At 70.2% G+C, this 18,961-nt stretch carries 14 protein-coding genes and 2 tRNA genes; 11 read left to right on the top strand and 5 right to left on the bottom strand.

Translation table 11 applies throughout. The features are described from left to right. Positions 1-119 precede the first annotated feature (119 nt). Together folP and AC1DW8_RS05545 are read left to right on the top strand one after the other, a co-directional pair. Positions 120-1,058 (top strand): dihydropteroate synthase, encoded by a 939-nt coding sequence (gene folP / locus AC1DW8_RS05540; RefSeq protein WP_443081116.1) that lies wholly within the window; start codon positions 120-122, stop codon positions 1,056-1,058. A 228-nt stretch (positions 1,059-1,286) separates the two neighbouring features. After that, complete coding sequence (locus AC1DW8_RS05545; protein ID WP_013491183.1) at positions 1,287-1,490, top strand: cold-shock protein; 204 nt, start codon at positions 1,287-1,289, stop codon at positions 1,488-1,490. A gap of 103 nt (positions 1,491-1,593) precedes the next feature. Here the strand turns inward: AC1DW8_RS05545 and AC1DW8_RS05550 are convergent, their stop codons facing one another. Next, the gene (locus tag AC1DW8_RS05550) at positions 1,594-3,120 is read right to left on the bottom strand and encodes an LCP family protein (RefSeq protein ID WP_478092476.1); all 1,527 of its coding nucleotides are present in this window, start codon (positions 3,118-3,120) and stop codon (positions 1,594-1,596) included. A 191-nt stretch (positions 3,121-3,311) separates the two neighbouring features. Between AC1DW8_RS05550 and AC1DW8_RS05555 the strand changes: the two genes are divergently transcribed. Continuing rightward, a tRNA-Ser gene (locus AC1DW8_RS05555) sits at positions 3,312-3,398 on the top strand. 174 nt (positions 3,399-3,572) lie between these two features. On the opposite strand, the gene AC1DW8_RS05560 is transcribed toward AC1DW8_RS05555, so the two are convergent. Beyond that, entirely contained in the window at positions 3,573-4,106 is a 534-nt protein-coding gene (locus tag AC1DW8_RS05560) for a DUF6328 family protein (protein ID WP_056774250.1), read from the bottom strand. A gap of 202 nt (positions 4,107-4,308) precedes the next feature. After that, entirely contained in the window at positions 4,309-6,153 is a 1,845-nt protein-coding gene (locus AC1DW8_RS05565) for a phosphoenolpyruvate carboxykinase (GTP) (protein WP_056774247.1), read from the bottom strand. A gap of 442 nt (positions 6,154-6,595) precedes the next feature. Here AC1DW8_RS05565 and AC1DW8_RS05570 point away from each other — a divergent pair. The 8 genes from AC1DW8_RS05570 (at position 6,596) to AC1DW8_RS05605 (ending at position 15,820) form a co-directional block, all read left to right on the top strand. After that, positions 6,596-6,668 (top strand) — tRNA-Arg (locus AC1DW8_RS05570). A gap of 224 nt (positions 6,669-6,892) precedes the next feature. Then, positions 6,893-7,741, top strand: coding sequence for an alpha/beta fold hydrolase (locus AC1DW8_RS05575; protein WP_056775249.1), 849 nt, complete (start codon positions 6,893-6,895; stop codon positions 7,739-7,741). Positions 7,742-7,874: 133 nt separating this feature from the next. Next, on the top strand, positions 7,875-9,518 hold the full coding sequence (locus tag AC1DW8_RS05580) for an AMP-binding protein (RefSeq protein WP_056826187.1): 1,644 nt from the start codon (positions 7,875-7,877) through the stop codon (positions 9,516-9,518). Positions 9,519-9,788: 270 nt separating this feature from the next. Then, the gene (locus AC1DW8_RS05585; protein WP_478092479.1) at positions 9,789-11,621 is read left to right on the top strand and encodes a sunset domain-containing protein; all 1,833 of its coding nucleotides are present in this window, start codon (positions 9,789-9,791) and stop codon (positions 11,619-11,621) included. Positions 11,622-11,813: 192 nt separating this feature from the next. Beyond that, a complete protein-coding gene (gene argS, locus AC1DW8_RS05590) occupies positions 11,814-13,574 on the top strand; it encodes an arginine--tRNA ligase (protein WP_056826192.1) in 1,761 nt (586 codons plus the stop codon). A 130-nt stretch (positions 13,575-13,704) separates the two neighbouring features. Next, positions 13,705-14,502 carry a DUF4328 domain-containing protein gene (locus AC1DW8_RS05595; RefSeq protein ID WP_478092481.1) on the top strand — a complete coding sequence of 266 codons (798 nt, stop codon included), beginning with the start codon at positions 13,705-13,707 and terminating at the stop codon, positions 14,500-14,502. 114 nt (positions 14,503-14,616) lie between these two features. Then, positions 14,617-15,327: a flavodoxin family protein gene (locus AC1DW8_RS05600; RefSeq protein ID WP_056826196.1), complete on the top strand. Its 711-nt coding sequence runs from the start codon at positions 14,617-14,619 to the stop codon at positions 15,325-15,327. A 109-nt stretch (positions 15,328-15,436) separates the two neighbouring features. Further along, positions 15,437-15,820: an SHOCT domain-containing protein gene (locus AC1DW8_RS05605; RefSeq protein WP_056826198.1), complete on the top strand. Its 384-nt coding sequence runs from the start codon at positions 15,437-15,439 to the stop codon at positions 15,818-15,820. A 121-nt stretch (positions 15,821-15,941) separates the two neighbouring features. Here AC1DW8_RS05605 and xylB read toward each other — a convergent pair whose 3' ends face one another. Both xylB and AC1DW8_RS05615 read right to left on the bottom strand, forming a co-directional pair. Beyond that, positions 15,942-17,387, bottom strand: coding sequence for a xylulokinase (gene xylB, locus AC1DW8_RS05610; protein WP_478092484.1), 1,446 nt, complete (start codon positions 17,385-17,387; stop codon positions 15,942-15,944). Beyond that, positions 17,360-18,886 carry a mannitol dehydrogenase family protein gene (locus tag AC1DW8_RS05615; RefSeq protein ID WP_478092486.1) on the bottom strand — a complete coding sequence of 509 codons (1,527 nt, stop codon included), beginning with the start codon at positions 18,884-18,886 and terminating at the stop codon, positions 17,360-17,362. Before AC1DW8_RS05615 ends, xylB begins: the two co-directional genes overlap by 28 nt. Positions 18,887-18,961: the final 75 nt, after the last annotated feature.

An 18,961-nucleotide genomic window follows, 5' to 3' on the forward strand; every position in this document is an offset into this window, starting at 1 on the left:
GACAATGGTAACAGTTCCGCAACCATGCTCCCGACCGGCGTTGACCTTTGGGTGGAGCCGTGAGATACGACAGTGTGACCAGACATTCCGGCTCGGATCCCGCGCCCGACACCGCCGAGATCCTGAGCCGGCTGGCCCCTCTCGAGCTCACGTCGGCGAGCCCTCTCGTCCTGCGGGGACGCCGCTTCGACGCTGCCTCGCCCGCCGTCATGGCGATCGTCAACCGGACCCGTGACTCCTTCTTCAGCGGCAACCGCCACGCCGACCTCGAGTCCGCCAAGGCGGCCCTCGTCGAGGCCGTCGAGCTCGGCGCGGACCTCGTCGACGTCGGTGGCGTGCGCGCCGGTCAGGAGGGCGAGGTCGTCGACGCCGACGAGGAGATCCGGCGCGTCGTCCCGTTCCTGCAGTGGGCGCGGGCCGAGCACCCGGACGTCCTGCTGAGCCTCGACACGTGGAGGTCGGAGGTGGCCCGTGAGGCGGCCGGGGTCGTGGACCTCGTCAACGACACGTGGGCCGGACACGACCCCGAGCTCGTCCACGTCGCGTCGGGCATCGGTGCCGGCTACGTCATCTCACATACCGGCGGCCTTCCGCCCCGGACCGATCCGGTCGACGTCACCTACGGCGACGACCCGCTCGACGTCGTGCGGGACGTCGTGCGCACCCTGGCCGACGGCGCCCTGGCGGCCGAGCAGGCCGGCATACCTCGTGAACGCATCCTCGTCGACCCCACGCTCGACTTCGGCAAGACCACGGCGCACTCGCTCGAGGTCCTGAGGCACACGGCCGACATCACTGCCCTGAACTACCCTGTGCTGCAGGCGATGTCGCGCAAGGACTTCGTCGGGGAGTCGCTCGACCTGCCGGCCGAGGAGCGGCTCGAGGGGTCGCTCGCGGCGACCGCGGTGGCGGCCTGGCTGGGGGCCACGGTGTTCCGCGCGCACGACGTCCGGGCGACCCGGCGCGTTCTCGACATGGTCGCGACGATCCGCGGCGACCGACCCCCGCGGCTCGCGCTGCGAGGCACCCGACGTGACGTCGCGACGAACGGTTCCTGAACGCCCAAAAACGAGTGTCATCCGACGGGCCGACCGGCCGGTATTCTGCTAGGTTCGTCGCGGTTGCAGTTGCAGTTCCTCGCAGTCGAGCAGGTGCCCGTCATCCGCAACGGTGACGGGTTTCCTTTCGGCTTCGGTGGGTTCGCGCCCGTCGAGTGGAGTCAAAGCGGCAGCTTGGGATGCGCGAGGTGCGTTGTCCCACACGCTAAAGAAGGAAGAGTTACCCGTATGGCACAGGGCACCGTCAAGTGGTTCAACGCTGAAAAGGGCTTCGGCTTCATCGCCCAGGACGGCGGCGGCCCCGACGTTTTCGTCCACTACTCGGCCATTCAGTCGAACGGTTACCGTTCGCTGGACGAGGCGCAGCGAGTCGAGTTCGAGGTCACGCAGGGTCCCAAGGGCCCGCAGGCCGACGCAGTTCGCCCGCTCTGATCACTCGAGAGCAACAGCAACGAGCGACACCAACCTCAGTCGTTTGTGACAAAGCCCCCGGCCATCGGCCGGGGGCTTTGTTGTGGGTCGGCGGGCCTGCGGGTCAGCAGGTCTCGTAGGAGTCGGTGCTCGACGAGGTCGGGGTCTTCGTCTTCGTCGGCGTGCTCGTCGACGTCGAGGAGGGCTTGGGCGTCGCCTTCGGCGGCGCGATGCCCTTCTGGATCAGCTCGCGGATGAGCGCGTAGTCGGGGTCGTTGGAGTAGACCTTCTGCTTCTGCGTCAGGGCCACGCTGTTGATCTTCGACTTCTGCACACGCTCGACGAGCTCGACGAAGGCCGGGAGGTTCTGCACCGGGATGTCGGTGTAGATGTTGTCCTTGAGGATGCTCGCGACCTCGGGGTACTTCGAGACCATCTGGGCCGGGTTGACCTGCTGGACGATCGCCTGGACCACGCAGCGCTGCCGCATCTGGCGGAACGTGTCGCTGTCGGCGGCGCGCGAGCGGGCGTACCAGAGGGAGTGGTAGCCATCGAGGTGCTGGCGGCCGGGCTCGAAGTAGCCCTTGACGCCGAAGACGCTGCCGTCGGGGGCGTGCTCGCCGCCGATGGTCAGCTTGGTGCCGTAGCCGCTCAGCTTGACGTTGATGTCGAGTCCACCCATGGCGTCGATGAGGCGCGAGAAGCCCTTGAGGTCGATGACGACCATCTGGTCGACCTCGAGTCCGGTGATCTCCTGGACGGTCCCACGCAGCTCGACGCGCCCGGGCTGGTCACCCGAGGGGTAGGCGCCCGGGTGGGCCTTGGCGTAGTTCTCGGCGTCGACGTAGAGGTTGGTCAGCATGCACTGGCCGGGGCCCTGGTCACAGGAGCTGTCGGGCGAGCCGAACGTGCCGGAGGGGTAGATGGCGCGCAGCGGGCTCTTCGGCGCCAGTGGCGCGTTGAGCAGGTTGCGCGGCATCGAGATGAGCGCGGTGCGTCCGGTCTTGGTGTCGATGCTCGCGAGGATCATCGAGTCGGTGCGGATGCCGACCCGGTCAGCGCCGGCGTCGGAGCCGAGCAGCAGGATGTTGACGCGGGCCTGCTCGGCCCAGGGGTCCTCGCCCTCGGAGACCTGGGCTCCCGCTCCGGGGGTCGTGGGGGTCTTGCCGAAGACCTGCGCCACGGTGCTCTGCGTGATCGTGGCGTACTCGGCGAACTTGAACGACGAGCCGGCGACGACGAAGACCATCAGGGTGGTGAAGCCGGCGAGCAGGCGCGTGCGGGCACGGTCGAGCCTCGTGGGGCGCGACTGCACGGCAGTGAGGATGATCGAGCCGCACCAGAGGATGCCGCCGATGACGAAGGCGACGGCGAGCGTCTGCAGCACCGTGGGGCGCGCGACGATCGACAGGGCGGCGTTCGTCACGCCGGTGCGCATCACGTAGTACGCGCCGACGCCGAGGCTGACGATCGCGAGAGCGAGCAGCAGCCATCCGAACTTGCGGCTACGGGTCTGGGTCAGGCCTGCTCCGGGGACGACGGTGCCGAGGGCCGTGAGCCCGACGGCGCGACGGAAGCCTGACTTGAGCTCGCGTCGCAGCGCCTCACGGGTCGGGGGCGCAGCCGGACCTCGCGTGTTCGGGTAGGTCATGGAGTCCTCTCTGCATCGGCCCGTGCGCACGAGCCGATGCACATTGTGCCCTGCCAACCTGATATATGCCGCATCGAGTTGGGTAAGGCGCCTGGACGCGTCCACCCCCGGTTTGGGTCGGGCGCACCGGTGCCGGTAGCCTGTGCTCGCCCGTGCATCGGACGCCGCCTCGGCGGCCTCGTCGCGGGCACGGAGGCGTCGCATAGTGGCCTAGTGCGCCCGCCTGCTAAGCGGGTTGAGGATAAAACCTCTCGCGGGTTCAAATCCCGCCGCCTCCGCGCCAGAACGCCGAATGCCCCCGAGCGAGCTCGGGGGCATTCGGCGTTCTTCCACGGAGGCGGCGCGAGGCCGGGACGACCACGCGACGGCTCCCGCCGCCTCCGCCCCGGACAGGACCGCAAACATTGGCCCCTCAACAGTTGGGGACCCGCAAACGGTGGCCTCTCGACGGTTCAGGCGGGGGAGGAGTGGGCGCCGTTCGCATTCGCGTCGTCGTCGCCCTCGAGGTTCTGGCGGGCGCTGCCCTTCTTCGACAGCGGCACCCCGACCCACAGCGCCAGCCCCAGCACGCCCAGCGCGCCGCCGAACCAGAACGCGGCGGTGTGCGACATCAGCACGTCGAGCACGAGCACCACCCCGCCGATGATGCCGAGCCCGAGCGTGAGCAGCCCCACGCTCATCAGCCGGTCGGTGTAGGTGACGATGAAGTCCTTGAGCCCGTCGCGGAAGAGCGTGCGGTGCAGCGCGACCGGCGCCGTGAAGACGATGACGCTGACGGCGGCGGCCATGAGGGTCGCGACGTAGATGTCGCGCTGCAGGTCGCTCAAGATCGTGAAGCGCTGCTGGAACGGGATGGTCAGCAGGAAGGCGAAGAGGATCTGGACGCCGGCCTGGGCGATGCGCAGCTCCTGCAGCTGCTCGCCGAAGTTGCGATCGAGCCGCTCGGCCTCGGTCTCGTCGCGGGTGTAGGGGTGTGAGTTGCTCATGGCCCACGTGTACCCCACGACGGGCACCCGACGACAGGGGGGTATGCCGCCTGCCCCGGCGACACGGCATACGACCTCGGGTGCCGGGCGGGTCGACGACGCCACGGACCCGTGGCATGACGGAGGGCCCGGCACCGTGAGGTGCCGGGCCCTGCATCACGTCGTCCGCCGCCCGCCGGCCAGCAGGCGGTGGACCGACCTCTCAGCGCTCGCTGACGCGGGCCTTGAGGGCGTCGAACTCGGCCCACAGCTCCGCGGGGAGCTGCTCGCCGAACTTGTCGAACCACTCCTGGATGAGGGGCAGCTCCTTCTCCCAGTCGGCCGCGTCGACCCGGATGGCCTTGGCGACCTGCTCGGGCGTCATGTCGAGCCCGTCGATGTCGATGGCGCCCTCGGTCGGCACGAACCCGATCGGGGTCTCCACGGCATCGGCGTCGCCGTCGAGGCGCTCGATGACCCACTTGAGGACACGGCTGTTCTCGCCGAACCCGGGCCAGAGGAAGGAGCCGTCCTCCTCGTCGCGACGGAACCAGTTGACGCCGAAGATGCGGGGGAGCTTGGAGGCGTCCGCGCTCTTGCCGATCTCGAGCCAGTGGTTCATGTAGTCGCCCGCGTGGTAGCCGATGAAGGGCAGCATCGCCATCGGGTCGCGGCGCACGACGCCCACGGCGCCGGTCGCGGCGGCGGTGGTCTCCGATGAGAGCGTGGCGCCGATGAACGTGCCGTGCTGCCAGTCGCGCGACTCGTAGACGAGGGGCACGGTCGTCTTGCGGCGGCCGCCGAAGAGGATCGCGTCGATCGGCACGCCGTCGGGGTTGTCGTACTCCGGGGCGATCATCGGGCACTGCGAGGCCGGCGTGCAGAAGCGGCTGTTCGGGTGGCTCGAGAGCGTCCCCGCCTTGCCGTCCTCGGGCGTCCAGCTGTTGCCGTGCCAGTCGGTGAGGTGTGCCGGCGGCTCGTCGGTCATGCCCTCCCACCACACGTCGCCGTCGTCGGTCAGGGCGACGTTGGTGAAGACCGAGTTGCCCTTCTCGATGGTGGCCATCGCGTTGGGGTTGGTCGACTCGCCCGTGCCGGGGGCGACGCCGAAGAGCCCGAACTCCGGGTTCACGGCGTAGAGGCGGCCGTCCTCACCGAAGCGCATCCAGGCGATGTCGTCGCCGACCATCTCGGCCTTCCAGCCGGGGATGGTGGGCGTGATCATCGCGAGGTTCGTCTTGCCACAGGCGGACGGGAAGGCCGCCGCGATGTAGTGGACGGACCCCTTGGGCGAGGTGAGCTTGAGGATGAGCATGTGCTCGGCCATCCAGCCCTCGTCGCGGGCGATGGCCGAGGCGATGCGCAGCGAGTAGCACTTCTTGCCGAGCAGGGCGTTGCCGCCGTAGCCGGAGCCGTAGCTCCAGATCGTGCGCTCCTCGGGGAAGTGGACGATGTACTTCGTGTCGGAGCACGGCCACGCGACGTCGGCCTGGCCCTCGGCGAGCGGGGCACCGACCGAGTGGAGCGCCGGCACGTAGTCGGCGTTCGTCTCCTCGATCTTGTGGAGCACCTTGTCGCCGCAGCGGGCCATGACGAGCATGGAGACGACGACGTAGGCAGAGTCGGTGATCTCGACGCCGAACATCGGGACCTTGGCCTCGAGGTGACCCATGACGAACGGGATGACGTACATCGTGCGGCCCGCCATGCTGCCGCGGTACAGCTCGGTCATCCGAGCCTTCATCTCGTCGGGCGCCATCCAGTTGTTGGTGGGCCCGGAGTCCTTCTCGTCGACGGAGCAGATGTAGGTCTGCCCCTCGACGCGCGCGACGTCACTGGGGTCGGAGGCGCAGTAGAAGGAGTTCGGCTTCTTGCTCTCGTCGAGCCGGACGAAGGTGCCGGCCTCGACGAGGTGGTCGGTCAGCTCGGTCCACTCCTCGGGGGAGCCGGTGATCCAGCGGATGTCGCGCGGCTGCGTCAGCTCGGCGACCTGCTCGACCCACGCGGCAAGACCCGCGTGCGTCGTGTGTGTCTGTTTCTCGTGGGTCGTGGTCAACTCGGGGCCCATCCCTTCGCGCGCGGTGCCGCCCGGCACCACGTCGTGCCGGTGTGAAGCTGCTCCGCAGGTGGATCCTGGACGAGCCCGGATCGGGCTGCAGGTGTCCACATGCTGAACAGATGACGTGATGACTTCAAGGTACGCGCCGTCGTGGACGCCGTTGACCGCATGCGGGCGCCGGGGCGGTGAGACGCCTCACATGGGCTCGGGCCCGCAAGAAAAACGACGATCTGTTGTCGGTTTCTTGCAGGAATTTCAGTACTCGCCGGTACCGGGCATCGGGTGATCGTGGCCCCTTCTCGGGCCGACCGCGTATGCCGTGAGGCGGCGTCCGCGGGCCGCTGCTCGTGGGGTGCCGGGCGGGGTCGTCAGGCTCGGGCCGGGGCCGATTTCGTGGATGCGGACCCGAGGCGCTAAGGTAACTTTTCGTTCCTCCGAGTGACGGAACGACGCACCCGTAGCTCAACGGATAGAGCATCTGACTACGGATCAGAAGGTTTGGGGTTCGAATCCCTACGGGTGCACTCTGTGTTGAGACAGAACACCACGCCCCGACCGGGTCTCCCGGCCGGGGCGTCGTGCTGTCCGGTTGCCTCGGCCGTCCGCGTTCATCCTGTGGGGGTGACGCGGCACGCGTGCCGGGGGCGGACTCTGGTCCGGTGTCGACTCACCCATCAGTACCGGCATCCGTCCGATCCTCGCGGTCCTGGACGCGGCGACGCTCGCCCCTGCTCGGCGAGGCCTGACCGTGGCCGCGCCGGCGCTCGCCGAGCGATGGACGGTGATCGACGGGGTCAAGCTCTTCTACCGCGAGTCGCCCGGGCCGCCGGGCGCCGCACCGATGATGCACCTGCACGGCTTCGGTCTCTCCGGTCGCTACCTGCTGCCGACGGCGGAGCGGCTCGCGGGAGAGTTCCGCACCCTCGTCCCGGACCTGCCCGGCTTCGGTCGCAGCGGTCGGCCGCGCGAGCCTCTCGACGTGCCCGAGCTCGCCCACGCGGCAGCGGCGTTCCTCGACGACCGAGGTGTCGAGCGGGTGACCCTCGTCGGCAACTCGATGGGCTGCGCCGTCATCTGCGAGTTCGCCCACCTCTACCCGGAGCGTCTCGAGCGGGCCGTGCTCGTCGCGCCGGCGGGTGGCCTTCACAACCAGCCGTTGCGCCGGGCCGTGCAGCAGCTCGCGCGCGACGGCATACGCGAGCCGTTCGGCCTCATCCCGGTGGCCGTGCCCGACTACCTGCGGTTCGGGGTGCCGAGCACCGTGCGGATGTTCCGGGCCCTGACCCGCTACCCGGCGCTCGACCGCCTCCTCGCGCTCGACATCCCGACGCTCGTCGTGGTCGGGAGCGCCGACCCGCTCATGCCCGCGCCCCCGCGGATCAAGGAGGTCGCCGGGCAGACCGACAGCCACGTGATCCTCGTCGTCATCCACGGCGCCGCGCACGCCATCAACTTCAGCCACCCCGGCGAGCTGGCCAACGTGACGCGGCTCTTCATGTCGGACCGACCGATCCGGGACGACCCGGACTCGCCCGGTGACGCCCGGGCCTACGAGATCCACCGGGGAGTGCACGCGCCTCCGGCCGCCGACGCGTGAGGTCGCCGACGGGCACGTCCACCCGGCGCACCATGTGAGTTCGCTCCACCTCGCGCGCTTTCCCTTGTGCGCCGGGTCGTGCCGGGGTTGGGTGTGGTGAGACCGTTCACCGCCGCACGCCGGGAGGCCACCGATGACCGCCGCACCGCCCGTCACGCTCGACCCGAACCTCTCGCACACCCGCGGCGAGACGGACACCCCGCTGCTCGAGACGACGATCGGCGACAGCTTCGACGCCACGGCCGAGCGGTTCGGCGAGCGTGACGCCCTCGTCGACGTCACCCAGGGCCGCCGGTGGACGTATGCCGAGCTGCGGGCCGACGTGGACCGGCTGGCCCGCGCGCTGCTCGCCGTCGGCGTCGGCACGGGCGATCGGGTCGGCATCTGGGCGCCGAACTGCTCCGAGTGGACGCTCGTGCAGTACGCGACGGCCAAGATCGGCGCCATCCTCGTCAACATCAACCCGGCCTACCGGTCCCACGAGCTGCAGTACGTCCTCGGGCAGGCCGGCATCTCGACCCTCGTGGCGGCGGAGTCCTTCAAGTCGAGCAACTACCGGCAGATGGTCGACGAGGTGCGCGACGAGGTCGACGGCCTCGAGCGCGTCGTCTACATCGGGACGTCCGACTGGGCCGAGCTCGTCGCCCGTGCCGACGAGGTCGCCCCGGAGGAGCTCGCGCGCGTCCAGGCGGGACTCTCGAACACCGACCCGATCAACATCCAGTACACCTCGGGCACCACGGGGTTCCCGAAGGGCGCGACCCTGAGCCATCGCAACATCCTCAACAACGGCTACTTCGTCGGCGAGCTGTGCGACTACACCGAGGCCGACCGCGTCTGCATCCCGGTGCCCTTCTACCACTGCTTCGGCATGGTCATGGGCAACCTCGCCTGCACGACGCACGGTGCCTGCATGGTGATCCCGGCGCCCGGCTTCGACCCCGCGCTGACCCTCAAGGCCACCCAGGACGAGAAGGTCACCTCGCTCTACGGCGTGCCGACGATGTTCATCGCCGAGTGGAACCTTCCCTCCTTCGCCGACTACGACCTGTCCACCGTGCGCACCGGCATCATGGCCGGATCCCCCTGTCCCGCAGAGCTGATGAAGCAGCTCATCGCGGCCGGCATCGAGGAGATGACGATCTGCTACGGGATGACCGAGACGTCGCCGGTGTCGACCCAGAACCGCACGAACGACACGTTCGAGCAGAAGGTCGGCACGGTCGGTCGGGTCGGCCCGCACCTCGAGATCAAGATCGTCGACCCGGTGACCGGCGAGACGCTGCCCCGGGGGAAGGCCGGCGAGTTCCTGACGAAGGGCTACTCGGTGATGCTCGGCTACTGGGAGCAGCCCGACAAGACGGCGGAGGCCATCGAGGACGGGTGGATGCACACGGGCGACATCGGGGTGATGCACGACGACGGCTACGTCGAGATCACCGGACGCATCAAGGACATGGTCATCCGCGGTGGCGAGAACGTCTACCCCCGCGAGATCGAGGAGTTCCTCTACACGCACCCGGACATCCTCGACGCACAGGTCATCGGCGTCCCGGACGAGAAGTACGGCGAGGAGCTGTGCGCCTGGGTGCGGATGAAGGAGGGCGCCACCCCGCTGACCGCCGAGTCGCTGCGCGAGTTCTGCACCGGTCAGCTCGCCCACTACAAGATCCCGCGCTACGTCGAGATCGTCGACGAGTTCCCGATGACCGTGACGGGCAAGATTCGCAAGGTCGAGATGCGCGAGACCACGGCGAAGAAGCTCGGACTCGGCTGAGCACCTCGGGCGGACCCGAGTGGGGCCGCGGAGCAACGGGATTCGCGCGCACGAGCAGCGTGCGGGGCTGCACCCGAGCACCGATGACGTATGCCGTCCGGCTGGCCGGACGGCATACGCGCGCTCGTCGGGGTGCGAACCGGGCGGTCGTGCCCACGGTTCGGGGTACGTGCACGACGACGTCGGCGCGCTGGGTGCCGCAGAGGTCCCCCAGCGCAGTAGGTTTCGGGGGAAGTGGTCGTGAGGGCCCGTAATCCGTAAGGGGATGGCATGTCCGACACAGGCAAGACGATTCTGTGGATCGTGGTGGCGATCGTCGTCATTGCAGTGATCATCTGGTTGTTCGTCTCGGCAGGGCGGCGTCGCGAGGTCGAGGCACGCCGCTTCGAGGCCGGCGAGCTGCGAGCCAAGGTCGAGGAGCGCCTGCCCGAGGTGCAGGACACCGAGGACCGCGCGTCGGTGACGGCCGCGATGGCTGCTGATGCCCGCGCCGAGGCCGAGCGCAAGGCCGCCGAGGCCGAGCGAGTCGCTGCGGAGGCGCGGCGGCTCGAGGAGCAGGCCGAGGCGCACCGCACCTCCGCCGAGTCCGCCCGCGTCGAGCACGCAGGTCTCGAGCGTGAGGCCGACCGCGTCGACCCCGACGTCGCCACCGACGACGAGGGCTACCGCGTCGACGACGCCGGGAAGCGCCTGCCGGGTCAGGAGCCGCCGCGCGGTGCCGGGCTCGCCGCCGGTGCGGCGGGTGCTGCCGGTGCGGCAGCGGTCGGGGCCGCGGCGTTCGCGCACGACGACGACGAGGACGACCTCGCGGACGCCGAGAACCCCTTCGCGCCCAGCGCGTCCGCCACGGACGACGAGTCGGCCACGCAGCGCACGGACCTCGCCAGCGAGGCGGACCTGCGCGCCGACGAGAAGCAGTCCTCCTACGCCACCGACCAGCCCGAGGTCACCGACGAGCCCGAGGTCACCGGCGGAGCGACGGCGGCAGCCTCGTCGACCGACGCCGACGCGGGTGCCGATGGTGGTGCCGACGCGGGTGCTGACGCCGCAGAGGAGTCGGGCAGTCACGACTGGTCCGCCACGGATGCGGATGCGGGTGCCGATGGTGGTGCCGACGCGGGTGCTGACGCCGCAGGGGAGTCGGGCGACCACGACTGGTCCACGACGGATGCGGACGCGGGTGCCGATGGTGGTGCCGACGCGGGTGCTGACGCGCGGGACGAGGCCCCGCAGGTGGGGGCCGCCGCCGGAGGCGTGGCTGCTGCTGGCGCGCTGGCGTCGAGCGACGACGACCACGACCACGACGAGCAGCCCGTCCACGACGAGCAGCCCGTCCACGACGAGCACGCCGACGATGAGCCCGCAGACCGGTCCGCCGACGAGACCGCCTCGGAGAACCCGACGCCGCAGAGCGACCCGGCGCAGGCCGAGGCGGACACGGAGTCCGTCGAGGTGCCCGCGCTCGACGATCGCGACGAGGTCGTGACCGGTGGCGGCACCCCGGCCGACGACCCCGGCGACCACCGCGGCCAGCCATGGGCGACGACACCGGGCGAACGAGGTCCAGAGGAGGGCACCGACCTCGACGACGACACCGTCGACGACGGCTTCGACGTCGACATGGCGCCGCACTCGCACGAGAGCGAGGCCGACGAGGAGCTGGCGGAGCCGGCGCACGAGTCCGACCAGGACGCGGCCGAGGCCCGCACGGACGACGACACCGTCGTGACCGACGCCGACACGTGGACCGCTGACGCGGTGACCTCCGACGCCACGGATGACGCCACGGACGACACGGCGGACGACACGGCCGATGACACGGCCGATGACACCGCCGATGACACGGACTCTGCCGAGGAGCCGGCGGCCTCCGGGCGACGCATCTCCGGGTTCGACGAGGTCGCCGACGGCGGGTTCGGCCTGGGCTCGGCCGCACCCATCGCGGACGGGGCGCAGCCACTCGGTCACGCCGTCAAGGGCCGGCGCGACGGCACGACCTTCGTCGGCCCCGACGACGCCGGCTACGACGACGTCGAGCCCGACGTGTGGTTCTACAGCGAGGAGGCGGCCCGGCGCGCGGGCTTCCACCGCGACGGGGAGTGACCGTTCCCTGACGGACAGTGGCCGCGTGCACAACGGTGTGCACGCGGCCACGCTCGTGCCCGGGACCTCTCCGCGGGGCCACCACGCTCGGCCCGCGCTCGGGCAGGGTCCGGGCGACACGGCATACGCCCTCGGTGGGCCGGTCCGAAACGGTGGCGCGGGCACCCGGTCGGCGCAAATAGACTTGCCGGCATGGTTTCCCCGCTCGTCGCGCTCACGCCCAAGGTCCAGTCCGCGATCGCCGCCGCCCTCGGTGACGACTTCCGCGAGGCCGACCCGGTGCTGCGTCCGTCGCAGTTCGCCGACGTGCAGGTCAACGCAGCGCTCGCCCTGGCCAAGAAGGTCGGGATGCCGCCGCGCGAGGTCGCGGCCAGGATCGTCGACGCCCTCGACCTCGACGGTGTGTGCGACTCCGTCGAGGTGAGCGGTCCCGGCTTCATCAACCTCACCTTCTCGAGCTCGTGGATCGCCGGACTGCTGCAGGACGTCGAGGCCGACGAGCGGGGCGGTGTCGCGCTGCAGGCGACGCAGAACATCCCGATCGACTACTCCGCACCCAACGTCGCCAAGGAGATGCACGTCGGGCACCTGCGCACGACCGTCGTCGGCGACTCCCTGGCCCGCACCCTCGAGCACCTCGGGCACCACGTCATCCGGCAGAACCACATCGGTGACTGGGGCACGCCCTTCGGCATGCTCATCGAACACCTGCTCGATGTCGGTCGAGACTCCGAGGAGGCCGACCTCCTCGTCACCGACCCCAACGCCTTCTACCAGGCGGCCCGGGTCAAGTTCGACCGCGCCGACAAGGCCGAGCCGGCCGGCAGCGAGGGCGACTTCAACGTCCGGGCCCGCACGCGCGTCGTGAGCCTGCAGGCCGGCGACCCCGAGACCCTCGCCCTGTGGCGTGAGCTCGTCGACCTGTCGAAGATCTACTTCAACAAGATCTACTCGACGCTCGGCATCACGCTCACCGACGACGACCTCGCCGGTGAGTCCACCTACAACGAGGTGCTCGCCGACCTCTGTGCCGAGCTCGAGGCCAAGGGCATCGCGACCGTCTCGGACGGCGCCCTGTGCGTCTTCCTCGACGGCTACACCGGCCGTGAGGGCAAGCCGGTGCCGCTCATCATCCGCAAGAGCGACGGCGGCTACAACTACGGCACGACCGACCTCGCGACGATCAAGCACCGCGTCGAGGACCTCAAGGCGCACCGGGTGCTCTACGTCATCGGCGCCCCGCAGGCCCTGCACCTCAACATGGTGTGGGACACCGCGCGCAAGGCCGGCTGGCTGCCCGACGACGTCGTGCCCGTCCACGTCCAGATCGGCAACGTGCTCGGCGACGACCGCAAGATCCTCAAGACCCGCTCCGGCAAGCCGCTGCGGCTCATGGCCCTGCTCGACGAGGCCGTCGACAAGGCCCGGACCGTCATCGACGGCACGCGGCCCGACCTCGACGAGACCGTGCGCGCCACCATCGCCCGGCAGATCGGCATCGGCGCCGTGAAGTACGCCGACCTGTCCGTCGCGCACGACAGCGAGTACGTCTTCGACCTCGACCGCATGGTCGCGCTCACCGGCAACACCGGGCCCTACCTCCAGTACGTCGTCGCCCGCGTCCGGTCGATCTTCCGCCAGATCGGGCTCGATCCGGCCGCCCAGCACGCGCCGATCCTGCTCGGCGAGCCGCACGAGCGTGCCCTCGCGACGCACCTGCTCGGTTTCGGTGACGTCGTCGCCGAGGTCGGCGACACCTACGAGCCGCACCGGCTCGCCGGCTACCTCTTCGAGCTGGCGCAGGCGTTCTCGGCGTTCTACGAGAACTGTCCCGTGCTCAAGGCCGAGCTCGACGAGGTCAAGGAGTCGCGACTGACGTTGTGCGCGCTCGTCTTCCGGGTCATGACGACCGGTCTCGACCTGCTCGGACTGGAGTCCCCCGAGCAGATGTGACCTTCGAGGGCGGGTCGGTGTCGGCCCGGTGTCGGCCCGGTCGCGGCGGTCGCCCCGTTCTTCGCTCCTGTCGGCGCGCCTGCTGCTGTAGTTTTCGGGCGCACACGTTCATCGACAGGGGAGAACACTCATGACCCAACCCGCTGCACCTCACGAACCCCCGGTCCCGGCCGCGGCGCCGCCCGTCCCGATCGCCCCGCAGGGCCACCTGCCCGCGCCGACCGGACCGGCCCAGCCGGCGCCGACCGCCGAGCCGGGCCTGACCGCCAACTCCAAGACGGTCAAGGTGCGCCCGTGGAAGCAGTCCACCGCCGTGCTCGCCATCATCGCGCAGGCCCTCTTCGCGGTCGCGGCCGTCGCCAACCTCTACCTGGCCTGGTTCGACATCCGGATCAAGGGGCTGCTCAGCGACGGTGACTTCGACGCCGTCGTCAGCGAGGCCGAGAGCGCCGATGCCCTCTACCTGCCGATCCTCGCCCTCGCCGGGCTGGCCGGCATCGTCATGCTCGTCTGGCTCCACCGGGTCTGGACCTCCGACCGGTCCGACCACGCGCTCTACACGCGTGGCACCGGCATGGCCATCGGCGGCTGGTTCATCCCCTTCGCCAACGTCGTCCTGGGCCCACTGGCCCTGCGCGACGTCCTCTGGGGTACCGAGCACGCGAACCCGCGCACCCGCCACGATCGTCCGTCGACGACCCCGCCGCTGATCATCGCCCTCTGGGTCGTGCTCGCCGTCAACCTCGTCCTCGCGATGCTCGGCCGCGCCGCGCAGCGAGGGATCGAGCAGCCCGACTCCCTCGACTCCCTCGTCTCCACGCTGCAGACGGGCCTGACGTACGAGGCCCTCGGCGGCGTCTTCGGGGCCGCCGGCGGCGTCGTCGGCATCCTGCTCATCCGCAAGGTCATGGGCTTCACGCGTCGCTGACCACCCGACGTCCTGAGACGTGACCGACGAGGTGCTGACGACCGCGAGGACGTCAGCACCTCGTCACATCCGGGCCATTGCGGCGGCGGGCCGCGTCGGAGGACAGTCGACTCCATGACCGACTGGGACTTCACCGGCCTCAAGGCCACCTACGTCAACTGCACGCTGAAGAAGAGCCCCGAGCCGAGCCACACTCAGGGGCTCGTCGACGCGAGCGTCTCCATCATGCGCGAGCACGGGGTCACCGTCGACGAGATCCGCCTCGTCGACCACGACGTCGCCACGGGCGTCTACCCCGACATGCGCGAGCACGGCTGGGAGAGCGACGCGTGGCCCGACCTGTACCCCGGCATCCTCGACAGCCAGATCCTCGTCGTCGCCGGCCCCATCTGGCTCGGGGACAACTCGAGCGTCACGAAGCGCTTCATCGAGCGCATCTACTCGTTGAGCGGGATGCTCAACGACCAGGGGCAGTACCTCTTCTACGGCAGGGTCGCCGGCTGCCTCATCACCGGCAACGAGGACGGGATCAAGCACTGCGCCCAGAACGTGCTCTACAGCCTCCAGCACGTCGGCTACACGATCCCGCCCAACGCCGACGCCGGCTGGATCGGCGAGGCCGGTCCGGGGCCGAGCTATCTCGACCCCGGCAGCGGTGGCCCGGAGAACGACTTCACCAACCGCAACACGACCTTCATGACGTGGAACCTCATGCACCTCGCGAGGATGCTCCACGACGCGGGGGGCGTGCCGGCCTACGGCAACCTGCGGTCGGCCTGGAACGCCGGCGAGCACTTCGGCTGGCACAACCCTGAGTACCGCTGAGGCGCCGGGCCGCGCGGTCACCCCGTGTGGATGATGCCGAGGGTGGCCGCGCGTCACGACCATGGGGGTGAGCACCGCTTCCGTGCTGCCCTCCGAGAAAGGTCGCCCCATGTCGTTCTGGGACATCGTCTGGTTCATCGTCATCTTCTTCGCGTTCGCGACCTACCTCCTGGTGCTGTTCTCGATCGTGGCCGACCTGTTCCGCGACCCCCAGGTCTCCGGCGGGATGAAGGCGCTGTGGGTCGTGTGCCTCGTCTTCTTCACCTTCATCACCGCGATCGTCTACCTCATCGTCCGCGGTCGCGGCATGAACGAGCGTTCGACGCAGAAGTACGCGGAGGCCCGCCAGGCGCAGGAGGACTACGTTCGTTCCGTCGCTGGGGCCTCGAGCACCTCGGCACCGGAGCAGATCGCCAAGGCGAAGGAGCTGCTCGACGCGGGCACCATCTCCGCCGACGAGTTCGCTGCCCTCAAGGCGAAGGCCCTCGCCTGACGGCTGGGTTCGCCGTCCTGTCACGGCACCACCCGTAGGCGCCCCCCGAAGGCTCGGCCGTCGCGCCGAGCCTCCGCGAGGCATGAGGGCGTATGCCGCTCGCGTCCCGAGCGCTGGTGGCTCAGACCCCGTGGGTGCGGGACACGAGGTCCTGGTAGCGCGCCACGACGTCGACGTGCGCCTGCTCGTCACTCCTCGGGACGGCATACTCCGAGTCGATCGCGAGGGCCCACGTCGGTGGGTCCGTCTCTCCCGAAAGGGCCCACGCGGCTTGGCGCGCGGCGCCGACGCCGACGTACTCGGCTGGTGCCGGCACGACGACTGGGGCGCGGAAGAGGCCCGGCGCGATCTCGCGGACGGCGCGTGAGGCGGCCGCTCCGCCGATGAGCAGGATGCGTCCGACCTCGACGTCGTGGTCGCGCAGGGCGTCGACCCCCGCGACGAGGTTGCACAGCATCCCCTCGACCGCGGCCCGGGCGAGGTTCTCGGGTGTCGCGTTCGTGCGGGTGAGTCCGCTCAGAGTGCCGGTCGCCTCGGGGAGGTCAGGGGTGCGCTCGCCGTCGAGGTAGGGCAGGAGGGTCAGGCCACCCGCGCCCGGGATCGCCCGCAGCGCAAGACGGTCGAGCTCTGCGAGGTCCACACCGAGCATCGATGCAGCCGCGGTCAGCACGCGGGCAGCATTGAGGGTGCACACGAGCGGGAGGTGGTGACCGGTCGCATCGGCGAAGCCGGCGATGGCACCGGTCTCGTCGCGGATCGCCGAGCCGTGCGGCGTGAAGACGGTGCCGCTCGTGCCGAGCGAGACGACGACGTCACCGGGGTGGAGAGTCAGGCCGAGAGCGGCACCCATGTTGTCGCCCGTGCCGGCGGCGACGAGCAGGCCGTCGGCCGTGCGGCCGGCAGCCTGGGCGGGAGAGAGCACCTCGGGGACCTCGAGGGTCCGGCCGAACGCCCGGTCGAGCAGGTCGAGCCGGTAGTCGCCGTCGGCGGCCGACCAGTAGCCGGTGCCGGACGCGTCCCCGCGGTCCGTGCTCCAGCGCTCGAAACCGTTGCCCTGTTGGAGGATCCGGCCGGTGAGCCAGTCGTGGGGGAGGACCACCCTGGCCACCCGTGCAGCGTGGTCGGGCTCGTGCTCTGCGAGCCATCGCAGCTTCGTGACCGTAAAGCTCGCGACGGGGACGAGGCCGACGGCGTCGACCCACGCACTGACGCCGCCGAGCTCGGTCGTGAGGTCGCGGGCTGCCCCCGCGCTGCGGGTGTCGTTCCACAGCAGGGCATCCCGCACGACGGTGTCGTCCTCGTCGAGCGTCACCATGCCGTGCTGCTGGCCACCGACGGCGATGGCGGTCACCCCGTCGAGGACGCCGTCGCCGCACGCGTGCTCGTAGGCCTCCCACCACCGGTCCGGGTGCACCTCGGTGCCGTCGGGATGAGGGGCCCGGGCCGTGCGCACGACCTGCCCCGTCTCGGCGTCGCAGACGACGATCTTCGTCGACTGGGTCGAGCTGTCGACCCCCGCCACGAGGGTGCGTCCATCGGTCACGTCGTGCTGCTCCGCCCGGTCCATGACTGCAGGGTCTCCCGAGCGCCCTTGGTGTGCAAGGCCGACAGAGCTCGCGTGAACACCGAGGTGAACCGCTCGTCGTCGACGAGGTCGCCGAAGAGGTCCCGGTCGCGGAGGAAGGCGAGCGGGTCGGTGCCCTGCTGCGCGGCTGCGGCCATGACCCGGTCCTTGACGCGGTCGACGACCTCGATCGGCTCGCCCTGCTCGTCGACGCCCTCCGCGTAGCGCGCCCACGAGGCGACGACGAGCGCGGAGCTGTCGATCTGCCCGCCCCTCTCGAGGTTGCGCCTGATGACGGGGACGAGCCATTTCGGGATGCGGTCCGAGCTCTCGGCGCAGAGGCGTGCCAGCGTGTCACGCACCTCCGGGTTGGCGAAGCGCGCGATGAGCTCGTGCCGGTAGGCGTCGAGGTCGACCCCCGGCACGTCGGGGAGCGTCGGACTGCCCTCGTGCTCCATGTAGCCGAGCAGGAAGTCGACGAAGAGGGGGTCCTGGCAGACCTCGTGGGCGTAGCGGTAGCCGGACAGGTAGCCGAGGTAGCAGAGGGCCTGGTGGCTCGCGTTGAGCAGGCGCAGCTTCATCAGCTCGTAGGGCACGACGTCCTCGACGAGCTGCACGCCGGCCGCTTCGAGGGGAGGACGCCCCTGGGTGAAGTGGTCCTCGAGGACCCACTGCGTGAACGGCTCGCACACGACGGGCCACCCGTCCTCGACCCCGAACTCCTCGACGAGGCGGTCGATGTCGTCCTGCACCGTGACGGGTGTGATGCGGTCGACCATGCCGTTGGGGAAGGAGACGTGCTCGTCCATCCAGTCCGCGAGCGCGGGGTCCTTGAGGCGGGCGTATGCCGTCATCATCGTCCGCGCGACGTCACCGTTGCCGGGGAGGTTGTCGCACGACATGACCGTGAAGGGGGCCTCGCCCGCGTCCCGTCGGGCCGCGAGGCCGGCGACGACGTAGCCGAAGACGGTGCGCGGGACCGCGCCGTCCTCGAGGTCGGCCCGGATCGACGGGTCGGCGGCGTCGAACGCACCCGTGACCTGGTTGACGAGGTAGCCACCCTCGGTGATGGTCAGCGACACGATCCGCGTCCGGGGGTGGGCCAGCCGGTCGACGACGGCTTGCGGGTCGTCCGGCGCGAACACGAGCTCGACGAGGCTCCCGACGACGCGCGGCTCCCGGTGGCCGTCCGGGTGCTTGACGACGAGGGTGTAGAGGCCGTCCTGCGCCGTGAGGGTGTCGACGATGCGCCGGTCGTGGGGGAGGGCCCCGACGCCGCAGATGCCCCAGTCCAGGGCTCCGGGGACGCCCAGCTCCATGAGCCGGTCGACATACATCGCCTCGTGGGCGCGGTGGAAGCCGCCGACGCCGAAGTGGACGATGCTCGCGGTGACGGCCGTCCGGTCGTAGGTGGGTCGGCCCACCGCGGCGGGGAGTGCGTCGAGCGTCGCGCTCGCGAGAGTCGTGGGCCGCGGGGGCGAGGTGGCGGGCGTGGTGGTCATGGTCGTCTGGGTCCTCTCGGAGGAAAGGGATGTCGTCGGCGGCTGGTGGCCGGACACGGGGGGAGCCGGTCGTCC

This window comes from Terrabacter sp. P2_E3 (assembly GCF_056403915.1).